Below are 13,335 nucleotides of genomic sequence, written 5' to 3' on the forward strand. Positions count from 1 at the left end.
CCGTTCAGAGCGCCTACAGGCTGTTGAAGGGAATGATGTCCTTGGCCTGGGCGTAGGTCAGGTTGCCCCGGTAGATGCTCAGCACCTGCCCCTCGCTCGCAGCCCTCATCTGCTCCCTGTAGCCCATCTTGCGCTGGCTCCAGAGCTTCAGATGGCCTTTGCCGAATGCTGTGGGCGCCGCCTGTGAGTCGGCGAAGTGGAAGTGCGCGGCCCACAGGGGCCGGCCTTTACTGTCGCCAGGTGACTTGAGCAGATTGATGCGGTATTCATCCAGATAGCCATCTGAAACCTGCTTGCGCGGCCCCACGTACTCAACCGTGATCAAGCCTTGCTGATGGAGAAAGCTCAGACCCCGGGCAGCGGGATAGCGCGTCTTGGTATAAAGCTCGATCAGGCATTCGCGCTTCTGCTCGCGCAACCGGATAACAGCGTCATCCAGGCGCCCCAACAGGCTGTCGGTGCTATCCGCGTCCGCCAGCTGTTCGCGCAACTTCAGCACTTCAGCGATCTGCGCATCAAGCATCGAGATCAACCCGCTGTCCTGCGCGTCATTGCTTACCAATGCCTTGGCCTGCTCGATGACGCTCTCGTTTTGCGCCAATATGCCTTCGGCCAGTTCACGGCTTTTCCTCTCGAATTCCGGCGTCGAGGTCCGCGACTGCGACTCAGGCTCCGTGCTCTCGACCTCCTCTAACCAGGTCCCGCCTACCTTTTGAAACCGGTGCTGGATCTTGGTGCTGAACGCGCCCTTGACCTGCAATTGCGCCTGCCCATCGAGCATCACCTCTGTACCTAGCACTGTCTGACCTGCAAGGGTCCGCGCCACTTGCAGTACCCGCAGTGGATAAACCATTCGGCGCGAGGCCTGGGTTTGTCCGGAAGCTTGCTCACGCATGGCTTCTACCAGCGCATCGCCTGCCATCTTCTTCAGGCTCACCATCTGCTCTCTGTAGGCTGCCAGGCGCTGGGTATCGACCAGCCCGCTGCCCAGCTTGCTGATGCGGTCGCAGTTGAGAATCGCCGCCAGATACTCATCCCAGGCACCTTGCAGCACCTCGATGCGCTCGGCGATAGGCAGTTCGCAGAACATCGACAGATGGTGGGCATTTGCGGCTACACGCAAACGGTAGCTGGCAATCGCGTCGCGGAAGATCGTGTAATGCTGGCTGGCGGCACCCTCCTCGAAGCGAAGTGCCAGTTCGGCCAGGCTCATCGCCTGGAAGAAGCGAATCATGACCGTAGAAGTCTTGCGCGAGGCGATGACCTGAGCGACGGTGACCGAGCCCCTGCTCGATTGGATCTTCATATCGATATCGCTGACCGCCAGCACATGATCCATTTGGCTTGAGACCTCCATGATCCTTGGTTGGTCCAGGACCATGCCCTCGAGCAACTCTCGACACTTGGCGTAGAGAACCGCGCGGTTTTCTGGCGTAGCTCCGCTCAGGTTGCGGACGATCTGGTCATACTCGCGGAAACTACCCACAGCCACCGCTTCATCCAGAAGGAACAGGCCATAGCCAATCAAGTCGTGACGTGCATTCGAAAGGGCTTGTCGCAGGTCCCTGCCATGGGCGGTTGTGCGCGTATAGTTGGGGTTATCCAGCAGCTCGACAATGCTCTGCTGCGCGCTGGCTTGGTGCTCGAACATGGAGTAGACCAGCTCGACACGCTGCCGGCGCAGGTCCTGCATCGCGCGCAATAGCTCATCGCGCTTTGCTGTGTACAGTTCGGACAACGTCTTGAATCGGGAGAGGTCTTCCGGGTTCGTGGGAGGAGGTTGGTTCAATGTTTCCTCCAGCTTCACGATCTTGGCCCGCAGCTCCTGGATCTGGCTGTTCTGTCTCAGGTACTCAGGAATCGGCTTGTTTGCCTCAAGCAAATGATGCTCCACCTCTTCCAGCGACTTTTGGATCGTAGCGGCAATCTTCTGGCGCAGCCGTTCCTGCGCAGCGCTGCGTCCACGCCCACCGCCCCCCTGCAACCGTGTATCGATGCGCCAGCCACCGCCATCGTTGTGCAGGCAAGGTCCTGACGTCAGGTCAGGCCCCACGATTCTCACCACCCCTTCATGGAGAACGACCTGATAGACCTCTTGCCCCAGCTTGACGTAGTACCTGCCGTCGACGGCAGTCAAGCCCGCCGTTGCGCCTTGCGTGTCGGGCGCGTGTCCAGCCAGCGATACCTCGACCGCCAATTCGCGCACGCGACTGCGTTGAGAAGCCGAAAGTCCGTTGAGGCCGCCAGCCCCACGCCACGAAAAGTCCAGGTGTGTCTGCGCGGTGCCGTACAAGTCACGCACCAGCCCCGCAGGCTTGCGTTCAGGCTCCGGCAGCGGGTGAAGCGCTACGTCCTGCGCCGCGGGCAGTTCTTCGAGCGACGTAACATCGTACTGCGGCCCCAGCACAGTGTTCCTGGGGGTCTGCAGATGGATCAATGCCATCAAGGTATTGTTCAAAAGGTCGATCACGGCCTGAATGCGTTCCCCCGTGCTGTCACTGCCAAGCCCCTGTACATCGCTGGCCAGGCTGCGGATGCCCATGTACAGCCAGGCAATCGAAACCACCGGGCCTGGCAGCACAGGCAATACCGCATTGAGCAGCTCCCAGCCAAACGCGATCACTACCCCCCACCGCAACTCGCTGTTGCTCACCGCCGAACGGTCGGCCAGCTCGACCAACACCTGATGCCGCGCCTGGAACATCCGTGCGTCGATGTCCTGCTCCCAGAATTCCAGCGCCAGTTGAGCAGGATCAGGCTTGTCCAGTGGACTGAAGGGGTCGAACACCCAATGCGGCAGGTGAGGTTCGTTGAATCCCCCATTGTCGTAAACAGGGCGCTCGTTCTGATCCATCCACATCAGCGCGAGATTCTGTAGTTTGCCAGGCTTGCGGATGGCCCCCATCAAGGTATCGACGTCCTTGAAGACATGGACCGCGCCGTCTGTGTACATAGGGCAATACAGCACACCCTGGCCGGAGTCGACGATTTCAATGACATAGAAACCGTGCACTCGATCCACTTTCTTCGAGGTCGGAGAACGCCTGAAGGCCAAGGGTGCAATTCTCACCCCGGCTGCTTGCGCGTCTCCATCGCGACAGAAGCGGGCGACTGCACCATAGGCAAACGTATCCAGACGATTGACCACCACCGCCCGAGCGGTATCGAACATCAAAGTGATACGCCATTGGCGACCGAAACGGGCGATACGCTCGGCGTTGTCGGTGGCATCGGCGAGCAGGTCGTTGACGTAGGTCGGGTAGGTACCGCCGATATCGACGCGTGCGACCAGTTCACGGATGTAATCGACATTCATCCAGTCCATGATCAACTGTTCATTACGGTGGGCGATATGTGTCACCACGCCACCCTGCGACGCAGCCAGCCGACCGATGGCCAGCTCGGTCAGGGTCACGGTACGGCTGTCGATCTTTTGCCCAAAACCCAGGCCATGACCGTCGCTGACAAAAGTGTCGATGGTCAGGAGCAGATCATCGGCAAAGTAGTTGGCATCGACTGGATGATCGGCAAGCATCTCTTCGCGAAGACGACGGGCTGCATAGGTGTGCAGATCGTCCACGCCGTCCAGGGCGCGCTCACCACCGTCACTCCCCTGCAACAGCGTCAGATCGAGCATGGCCTGTAAGTAAGTGGCCTGCCCCTCAGACCCGGCCCTCCGAATCCCAGCAGGTAGCGACAGGGCCACCGGCTTGGCAGGCACATTGCTGCGCTGAGCAAAAAACTGCGAGGGGTCAAAGGCACCATCGACCCGGCGCTCCAGCTCGGCGACGCTATCAGCCGCCCCCCAGCGCACACGCGCCTGACGCTCGAGCAGGACCTCCAGCAGCAACCCGCTTTGCAGGGCGAACGCATCGCCCTCCGACGTGAAACCACTCCAGCTCATACGATCGAACTCGCAACGCCGCGCCATCTGCAGCTGCAGCCCTCGGCCGAAGGCACTCAGTGACTTGAAGCTACGCACCTCCCCATCCGGCTGGCACCACAAGACCAGCGGACGCGGTGTGTCGAGGGTCGTCACCAGTAAGCCGGGCAACAGTTCACTGCTTTGTCGATCGCCCAAGTGCATCTGCACGCGAACGGCCTGCACCTCGACGTTACGCGTGTTCCCCAACAGCAGTTGGCGCAGGCAGGCGCGCTCGGCCTCCTCAAGGTCAGCCTCGTCCAGGCCTTGCAGCAGGCTGGCACGCAGCACTTGCTGCAACCAGAGATCCCGGTTGCCCTGGCCGTCGCCATTCCAGTAGCCGATCTGCGCCTGCTGCAGATAGTGGGGCAACAGAGGCAGCATCTTGTCGAGCGGTTCGACCAGCTTCTCGGGCTTGATCAGGTCTCCATCACTGGTTTCGAAGGGCGACTTGATGGCGAAGAGGCGTTGGTACGGATTCAGGCTCAGCGCATAAGCGCCCATGCTGGCGAAATCCACGCGCTTGCCATCGAGCACCAACTGCAGCAGATGGTCGATCAGCAACTCAGTGCGGTAGGTGTCATCTGCGGTGGAGCAAAGCAGCGAGAGTGGCTGTGCAGAAGTCATCTCGGGGCGATGAATCGCGATCAGCGGATACTGCTCGACGATTATCTTCATGACCTGCTGGTCGAGCACTTCGCGCAAGGTCGGTCGATTGGCGAACTGCGCAGCGACTGCGCTGTACAGGTCGTAGGGTGGGTAACTCACGGAGGTAGTAGACATGCTCAAGGCTCGTTGTGAAATGAAGCCAAAGCCTCCGCGCCAGTCGATATCACTGGGAGGTACATAATGCTTTTGCGCACCGGTTGACCATGGGCAACGGCAATCGCCGGTCCGCCCCAACGTGACCGCCCGCTGGAAAAAAAAGGGCCCTGTCATTCGACAGAGCCCTTTTCACAACGATACGCCGCCTAAGCGATCAGCTGTAGACACGCCCCAGCAACTGGCGGTGGCTTTCGAACTGATCGAGCACATCGCGCACGATCTGCTCAGGCAGGAAGCCCATCAGGTCGTACTCCTGGCTGCCGTTGTGCAGGTACACCTCGGCGCGGTAGAAGCGCTGGCGCACTTCTGGTTCGCCCCCGGCAGACGCCTCGCTCGGTGCCGCCAGGTAGCCGTCCAGGCTGACTTCATAAACGAACGGGTTGCCCTCTTCCATCATCACCCGCACGCCCATCATGTTGCGCGACTGACCGACACGGGTCTCCACCTCGAAGCCCAGGGCGCGCAGTTGTTCCGCCGCCTCCTTGAGGGCCGGGCTGACCTGTTTGTCCATGAAGCGCTGCACCACCGCCTGGGTCGGCTCAAGCTCCAGTTGCGTGAGGCGCTCGCTGAAGCCGCGACGGCCACGGGCAGCCAGCTCCGCGCGCTCCTGCTCGACCGCGACATCCTGCTTCATCGCCTTGTACAGGCCGAACATGAACAGCACCAGCACCACCGAGAACGGCAGGCCGGCCAACACCACCATGGTCTGCATGGCTTCGAAGTTGCCGGCGAACAGCAGGCCGATGGTAACCAGGGTGATGATCACCGACCAGAACACCACCATCCAGTGCGGCGCATCCTCGTCGACCTGGCCGCCTTTGCACGAAAGGTTGGCCATCATCACCGCGCCCGAGTCGGCCGGGGTGAGGAACAGCACGAAGCCGACGAACACCGCCACACCGATCACGATCTTGGCCGCCGGGAAGTACTCCAGCAACTGGTAGATCGACATCGAGGGCTGCTCCAGCGCTGTCTTGCCCAGCTCAACGGCGCCCTGGTTGATCACCAGGTCCAGCGCGGTGTTGCCGAAGATCGACAGCCACGCCAGGGTGAAGCCCAGCGGGATCAGCAGCACGCCGCTGACCAGCTGGCGCACGGTACGACCCTTGGAGATACGGGCGATGAACATGCCGACGAACGGGCCCCAGGAGATCCACCAGGCCCAGTAGAACACGGTCCACAGGCCCAGCCAGCGCTCGGACTTGCCGGCCTCGCCTTCATAGACATACAGGTCGAAGGTCTTGAGTACGATGCCGTTGAGGTAGTCGCCGACGTTCTGCACGAAGCCGTTGAGCAGGTGCAGGGTATTGCCGCCGAGCAGGACGAAGATCAACAGCCCGCTGAACAGCATGATGTTCAGGTTGGACAGGCGGCGAATGCCGTTTTCCACACCCGAGACCGCGGCTACGGTGGCCACACCGGCCATCACCAGAATGACCACCAGCAGATTGGTCTTGCTGTGATCCATGCCGAACAGGTACTCCAGGCCCGAGGAGACCTGCATCGAGCCAATACCGAGGTTGGTCACCAGGCCCAGCAGGGTGACGAACATGCCGAAGATGTCCACGGCATTGCCGGCCGCGCCCTTGACCCAACGCTCACCGACCAGCGGGTACAGCGCCGAACGCAGCGCCAGCGGCTGGTTGTGGCGGTAGGCGAAGTAGCCCACGGCCAGACCCACCAGGGCGTAGATCGCCCAACCGTGCAGGCCCCAGTGCAGAAAGGTCAGTTGCAGGCCCTGGCGCGCAGCCTCGAGGCTGGCAGGGGTGCCTTCCGGCGGATTGAAATAGTGGTCCAGCGGTTCGGATGCGCCGAAATACAGCAGCGAAATGCCAATACCGGAGGAGAACAGCATGCCGGCCCAGGCGCCGTAGCTGAAGTCGGGCTGGTCATCCTTGCCGCCCAGCTTGAGCTTGCCGTAGTCGGAGAAGGCCAGGTAGACGACGAACACGAGGTAACCGCAGATCACCAGCATGTAGTACCAGCCGAAAGTGCGCGTCAGCCATTTTTGGGCCACGCCCAGCACCTGGCCGGCGGTTTCGGGTACAGCGATAAGCAAGGCAGTCAACGCGAGGACCAGCAGCGCGGAGGTGAGGAACACCACGCGGTTGACCCGAACCCTCTCGGCGGGGGGCTTTGTCAGGGAGGCAGAACTCATTGCACGAATGCTCCGGGCAGTACGGCTGTGGAGGCTAATCAGTCATTTCCCGCGCAATTGGTGCAATAGCTCCACTGCGTCAGGTGTTATAAAAGCACCTTGGAAACCGTGATCCCGAATCGAAACGCTGCAAAAAAACAGACCGGCGGACTGCACCTGAGCGCCTTCATCCTCACCGGATGCGCGCATTGGTCACAGCTCGCCTGACCCGCTCCAAGGGTCGTCCGCGCGGTCATCGACCGCTCGGCAGAATCTGTCCATGCACCGTTCTTGCCCGTCAACGCCTTGTATTCCGGGGGTTACACGTTTTCCTGGGGTGTCAATCCGTGCCTTCTCGACCGCCTGAAAGACTGTCAATGGCACAAATTGTCGCAGAGCTTATTCTTTATTGATTGAACGTTCAATCAAAACAAAATAGACTGGCCCTCGCCGAGTCGGATGCGTGTTGTCCGCTCGCAGGCCTGAGGAGATAGCAAGATGCCCAAGGTCGGTATGCAACCCATCCGCCGCCAGCAGTTGATCGACGCCACATTGCAGGCTGTCGACCAGGTCGGCCTGGGAGATGCCAGCATTGCGCTGATTGCCCGTTTGGCCGGTGTGTCGAACGGCATCATCAGTCACTACTTTCAGGACAAGAACGGCCTGATCGCAGCGACCATGCGCTACCTCATGAATGCGTTGAGCGAAGGCACCGTCGCCCGCCGACAAGCCCTCACCGACGACAGCCCGCGGGCGCACCTGAGAGTGATCGTCGAAGGCAACTTCGACGCAAGCCAGGTCAGCGGCCCGGCAATGAAAACCTGGTTGGCCTTCTGGGCCGCCAGCATGCACCAGCCGTCCTTGCACAGGTTGCAGCGGATCAACGATCACCGCCTTTACTCCAACCTGTGCTGCCAGTTCCGTCGTGTCTTGCCGCTCTACCATGCACGCAAGGCTGCTCGCGGGCTGGCGGCCCTGATCGACGGCCTGTGGCTGCGTGGTGCGCTCTCGGGCGACGCGTTCGACACCGAGCAGGCAATACGGATCGCCTACGAATACATGGATCTACAACTGGCTAAGCAGCACGACCTGGCTACCAACCCCCAGGCGGCTGAACGATCGCACGCAGCGACTGCCCAACCGGCAGGAGCACGACGCGGCTAGCCAATCACACACTGCACTTGCGAGGACTCTATGGCCCGTTTCGGAACGCAAAAACTCTACATCGATGGTGGTTATGTCGACGCTGGCAGCGATGCCACTTTCGAAGCCATCAACCCGGCCACCGGCGAAGTCCTTGCCCACGTCCAGCGTGCGACCGAGGCTGACGTCGAGCGCGCCGTCGAGAGCGCCGAACGTGGCCAGAAAGTCTGGGCCGCGATGACCGCCATGCAGCGTTCGCGCATCCTGCGCCGCGCCGTCGACATCCTGCGCGAGCGCAACGACGAGCTGGCCATGCTGGAAACCCTGGATACCGGCAAGTCGTACTCCGAAACCCGCTACGTCGACATCGTCACCGGTGCCGATGTGCTGGAGTACTACGCAGGCCTGATCCCGGCCATCGAAGGCGAGCAGATCCCGCTGCGCGAATCGTCCTTCGTCTACACCCGCCGCGAGCCGCTGGGCGTGACTGCCGGTATCGGCGCGTGGAACTACCCGATCCAGATCGCCCTGTGGAAGTCTGCGCCAGCCCTGGCCGCCGGCAACGCGATGATCTTCAAGCCGTCGGAAGTCACCTCGCTGACCACCCTGAAGCTGGCCGAGATCTTCACCGAAGCCGGTCTGCCGGATGGCGTGTTCAACGTCCTGACCGGCAGCGGTCGTGAAGTCGGCACCCTGCTGACCGAGCACCCGCGCATCGAGAAAGTCTCCTTCACCGGCGGCACCACCACCGGCAAGAAAGTCATGGCCAGCGCTTCGAGCTCCTCGCTCAAGGAAGTGACCATGGAACTGGGTGGCAAGTCGCCGCTGATCATCTGCGACGACGCCGACCTGGACAAGGCCGCCGACATCGCGATGATGGCCAACTTCTACAGCTCCGGTCAGGTCTGCACCAATGGCACCCGCGTGTTCGTTCCGGCAGCGATGAAAGCCGCGTTCGAAGCCAAGATCGCCGAACGCGTCGCCCGCATCCGCATCGGCAACCCGGAAGACGAGAACACCAACTTCGGTCCGCTGGTCAGCTTCGCGCACATGGAAAGCGTCCTGGGCTACATCGCCAAGGGCAAGGAAGAAGGCGCCCGCGTGCTGTGCGGCGGTGAGCGTCTGACCGAAGGCGCGTTCGCCAAGGGCGCCTTCGTCGCCCCGACCGTGTTCACCGACTGCCGCGACGACATGACCATCGTCAAGGAAGAGATCTTCGGCCCGGTGATGAGCATCCTCACCTACGAAACCGAAGAAGAAGTCATCCGCCGCGCCAACGACACCGAGTACGGCCTGGCTGCGGGCGTATGCACCAACGACATCACCCGCGCACACCGCATCATCCACAAGCTCGAAGCCGGTATCTGCTGGATCAACGCCTGGGGTGAATCGCCAGCCGAGATGCCGGTTGGCGGCTACAAGCAGTCGGGCGTCGGCCGTGAAAACGGCGTCAGCTCGCTGGCTCAATACACTCGCATCAAGTCGGTGCAGGTCGAGCTGGGCGGCTACAACTCGGTCTTCTAAGACCGGTCTGGCCACGCCCGTGCCATTGCGTACGGGCGCTCCCGCTCCCTGAACACTGCCAACGAGGGTACTTTGCATGTCCCAAGAATTCGATTACATCATCGTCGGTGCCGGTTCGGCCGGTAACACCCTGGCCACCCGCCTGACCGAAGACGCCAACGTCTCGGTGCTGCTGCTGGAAGCAGGCGGCCCCGACTACCGCTTCGATTTCCGCACCCAGATGCCGGCGGCCCTGGCCTTCCCGCTGCAAGGCCGCCGCTACAACTGGGCCTACGAGACCGACCCTGAGCCACACATGGATGGCCGCCGCATGGAATGTGGCCGCGGCAAGGGCCTGGGTGGCTCCTCGCTGATCAACGGCATGTGCTACATCCGTGGTAACGCCATGGACTTCGACGGCTGGGCTGAACTGCCAGGCCTGGAAGACTGGACCTACCTCGACTGCCTTCCGTACTTCCGCAAGGCCGAAACCCGCGACATCGGCCCGAACGACTACCACGGCGGCGACGGCCCGGTCAGCGTTGCCACGCCAAAAGCTGGCAACAACCCACTGTTCCATGCCATGGTCGAAGCCGGTGTACAGGCCGGTTACCCACGCACTGAAGACCTCAACGGCTACCAGCAGGAAGGCTTCGGTCCGATGGACCGTTCGGTGACCAAGAACGGTCGTCGCTCCAGCACCGCCCGTGGCTACCTGGACCAGGCCAAGAAGCGCCCTAACCTGACCATCGTCACCCACGCCCTGAGCGACCGCGTACTCTTCGAAGGCAAGCGCGCCGTGGGTGTGACCTATCTGGTCGGTGACAGCGAAGAGCGCGTTGAAGCCCGTGCCCGCAAGGAAGTCATCGTCAGCTCCGGCGCCATCGCTTCGCCGCAGCTGCTGCAGCGCTCCGGTGTCGGCCCGCGCGCCCTGCTGGAGAGCCTCGACATTCCGGTGGTCCACGACCTGCCGGGCGTCGGCGAGAACCTGCAGGACCACCTGGAACTGTATCTGCAGTACGCCTGCACCCAGCCGGTGTCGCTGTACCCCTCGCTGCTGTGGTGGAACCAGCCGGCCATCGGTGCCGAGTGGCTGTTCAACGGCACCGGCATCGGCGCCAGCAATCAGTTCGAGGCCGGTGGTTTCATCCGCACCCGTCCTGAGTTCGAATGGCCGAACATCCAGTACCACTTCCTGCCGGTGGCGATCAATTACAACGGCTCCAACGGCGTGAAAGAACACGGCTTCCAGGCGCACATGGGTTCGATGCGTTCGCCAAGCCGTGGCCGTATCCAGGCCAAGTCCAAGGATCCGCGCCAGCACCCGAGCATCCTGTTCAACTACATGGCCACCGAACAGGACTGGCAAGAGTTCCGCGACGGCATCCGCCTGACCCGCGAGATCATGGCCCAGCCGGCGCTGGACCCGTATCGCGGTCGCGAAATCAGCCCAGGCGCGCACGTGCAGACCGATGAAGAGCTGGACAAATTCATCCGCGAGCACGCCGAAACCGCGTTCCACCCGTCCTGCTCGTGCAAGATGGGCACCGACGACATGGCGGTGGTCGATGGCGAAGGCCGCGTGCATGGCATGCAAGGCCTGCGCGTGGTCGATGCGTCGATCATGCCGATCATCATCACCGGCAACCTCAACGCCACCACGATCATGATCGCCGAGAAAATCTCCGACAAGATCCGTGGCCGCAAGCCATTGCCACGCAGCACGGCCAAGTACTACAAGGCCAACGGTGCGCCGGTGAAGGGCAAGCCGATGCGTGAGGTGAAGCAGGCGTAATCCTGCACCGGCCTCTTCGCGGGCAAGCCCGCTCCCACAGGTACTGCACAAGTCTTCATGCCTGTGGTGAATCTGTGGGGGCGGGCTTGCCCGCGAAAGGGCCCGCATAGTCAGCACAACAAAAGGCACCCACCGCGGTGCCTTTTGTACATCTGCAGAAACGCTTTACATGCTGGCAATTCATCAGGTTAGAATCGATTGGCACGCGACTTGCCAGTCAAGTCATCTTTCTGCGATATCCCGGAGTACCTGCCTTTGGATGCCAGCACCATCAACAGCCTGTTCCTGATCGGCGCACTGCTGGTGGGCGCAAGTATCCTGGTCAGCTCTCTGTCGTCGCGTCTGGGCATCCCTATCCTCGTCATCATCCTCGCGGTCGGCATGGTCGCCGGTGTCGATGGTGGCGGCATCATCTTCAACAACTACCCGACCGCCTACCTGGTGGGCAACCTCGCGCTGGCCGTGATTCTGCTCGACGGCGGCCTGCGCACGCGGGTGGCGAGTTTCCGCGTGGCCCTGTGGCCAGCCTTGTCGCTGGCCACGGTGGGCGTGCTCATCACCACCGGCCTTACCGGCATGGTCGCTGCCTGGCTGTTCGACCTGAGCCTGATCCAGGGCCTGCTGATCGGCGCCATCGTCGGCTCTACTGACGCCGCGGCGGTGTTCTCGCTGCTCGGTGGCAAAGGCCTGAACGAACGGGTCACGGCAACGCTCGAGATCGAGTCGGGCAGCAACGACCCGATGGCGGTATTTCTCACCGTCACCCTGATCGACATGATCGCCAGCGGCCAGACCGGCCTGCACTGGAGCCTGCTGACCCACCTGCTGCGCGAGTTCGGCATCGGCGGCCTGCTGGGTCTGGGCGGCGGCTGGCTGATGCTGCAACTGGTCAACCGCATCAACCTGGCCGGCGGCTTGTACCCGATCCTGGTGGTCGCCGGCGGCCTGGTGGTGTTCTCGCTGACCAACGCCCTGCACGGCAGCGGTTTCCTTGCCGTCTACCTGTGCGGCCTGGTGCTGGGCAACAAGCCGATCCGCAGCCGCCACGGCATCCTGCACATGCTCGACGGCATGGCCTGGCTGGCGCAGATCGGCATGTTCCTGGTGCTGGGGCTGCTGGTCACCCCGCACGACCTGCTGCCCATCGCCCTGCCCGCCCTGGGCCTGGCGCTGTGGATGATCCTCTTCGCCCGCCCGCTGTCGGTGCTGGCCGCACTGCTGCCGTTCAAGGCGTTCCACGGGCGCGAAAAGGGCTTCATTTCCTGGGTTGGCCTGCGCGGCGCGGTACCGATCATCCTTGCGGTGTTCCCGCTGATGGCGGGCCTGCCGGATGCGCAGTTGTTCTTCAACCTGGCGTTCTTCATCGTGCTGGTGTCGCTGCTGGTGCAAGGCACCAGCCTGCCGTGGATGGCCAAGCTGCTGAAGGTCACGGTGCCGCCAGATCCAGCGCCGATCTCGCGCTCGGCGCTCGAGGTGCATATCACCAGCGAATGGGAGCTCTTCGTCTACCGCCTGGGCGCGGAAAAATGGTGCATCGGCGCAGCCCTGCGCGAGCTGAAGATGCCCGAGGGCACGCGTATCGCCGCGCTGTTCCGTGGCGAGCAATTGCTGCACCCCTCGGGCAGTACCGTGCTGGAGGTCGGCGACATGCTTTGCGTAATCGGCCACGAGCACAACCTGCCCGCCCTGGGCAAACTGTTCAGCCAGGCGCCACAGCGCGGCCTGGACCTGCGCTTCTTCGGCGACTTCGTCCTCGAAGGCGATGCCGAACTCGGCGCGGTGGCAGCGCTTTATGGCCTGAAACTCGACGGCCTGGATGCGAAAATGCCGTTGGCGCAGTTCATCCGACAGAAGGTCGGAGGCGCTCCAGTCGTAGGCGACCAGGTCGAATGGCACAGCACGATCTGGACGGTCGCGACCATGGACGGGAACAAGATCCAGAAAGTGGGCGTCAGATTCCCCGAAGGAACCCGGCCCGGCCCGGGGCTGTTCCTCTAAACTCCGTTAGTG

The 13,335-nt window shown here is 62.2% G+C and carries 6 protein-coding genes; 4 read left to right on the top strand and 2 right to left on the bottom strand.

What is annotated here, in order from left to right:
• Positions 1-13: 13 nt before the first annotated feature.
• Complete coding sequence (locus tag ACMGGG_RS22410) at positions 14-4,705, bottom strand: hypothetical protein (RefSeq protein WP_414154453.1); 4,692 nt, start codon at positions 4,703-4,705, stop codon at positions 14-16.
• 196 nt (positions 4,706-4,901) lie between these two features.
• A complete protein-coding gene (locus ACMGGG_RS22415) occupies positions 4,902-6,905 on the bottom strand; it encodes a BCCT family transporter (RefSeq protein WP_054891207.1) in 2,004 nt (667 codons plus the stop codon).
• A 477-nt stretch (positions 6,906-7,382) separates the two neighbouring features.
• Between ACMGGG_RS22415 and betI the strand changes: the two genes are divergently transcribed.
• The 4 genes from betI (at position 7,383) to ACMGGG_RS22435 (ending at position 13,323) form a co-directional block, all read left to right on the top strand.
• A complete protein-coding gene (gene betI, locus ACMGGG_RS22420; protein ID WP_054891206.1) occupies positions 7,383-8,048 on the top strand; it encodes a transcriptional regulator BetI in 666 nt (221 codons plus the stop codon).
• 30 nt (positions 8,049-8,078) lie between these two features.
• Positions 8,079-9,551: a betaine-aldehyde dehydrogenase gene (gene betB, locus ACMGGG_RS22425; protein WP_112899397.1), complete on the top strand. Its 1,473-nt coding sequence runs from the start codon at positions 8,079-8,081 to the stop codon at positions 9,549-9,551.
• A 76-nt stretch (positions 9,552-9,627) separates the two neighbouring features.
• Complete coding sequence (gene betA / locus ACMGGG_RS22430; RefSeq protein WP_054891204.1) at positions 9,628-11,325, top strand: choline dehydrogenase; 1,698 nt, start codon at positions 9,628-9,630, stop codon at positions 11,323-11,325.
• 255 nt (positions 11,326-11,580) lie between these two features.
• Entirely contained in the window at positions 11,581-13,323 is a 1,743-nt protein-coding gene (locus tag ACMGGG_RS22435) for a potassium/proton antiporter (RefSeq protein ID WP_054891203.1), read from the top strand.
• The last annotated feature ends 12 nt before the right edge of the window (positions 13,324-13,335 follow it).

The organism is Pseudomonas sp. BNK-44-b (genome assembly GCF_047456245.1).
Classification (GTDB): domain Bacteria; phylum Pseudomonadota; class Gammaproteobacteria; order Pseudomonadales; family Pseudomonadaceae; genus Aquipseudomonas; species Aquipseudomonas machongensis.

Bases quoted from the DNA above. Each gene is read 5' to 3' on its own strand.
- ACMGGG_RS22410 (WP_414154453.1), bottom strand. From the start codon at position 4,705: ATGTCTACTACCTCCGTGAGTTACCCACCCTACGACCTGTACAGCGCA.
- betI (WP_054891206.1), top strand. From the start codon at position 7,383: ATGCCCAAGGTCGGTATGCAACCCATCCGCCGCCAGCAGTTGATCGAC.
- ACMGGG_RS22415 (WP_054891207.1), bottom strand. From the start codon at position 6,905: ATGAGTTCTGCCTCCCTGACAAAGCCCCCCGCCGAGAGGGTTCGGGTC.
- betA (WP_054891204.1), top strand. From the start codon at position 9,628: ATGTCCCAAGAATTCGATTACATCATCGTCGGTGCCGGTTCGGCCGGT.
- betB (WP_112899397.1), top strand. From the start codon at position 8,079: ATGGCCCGTTTCGGAACGCAAAAACTCTACATCGATGGTGGTTATGTC.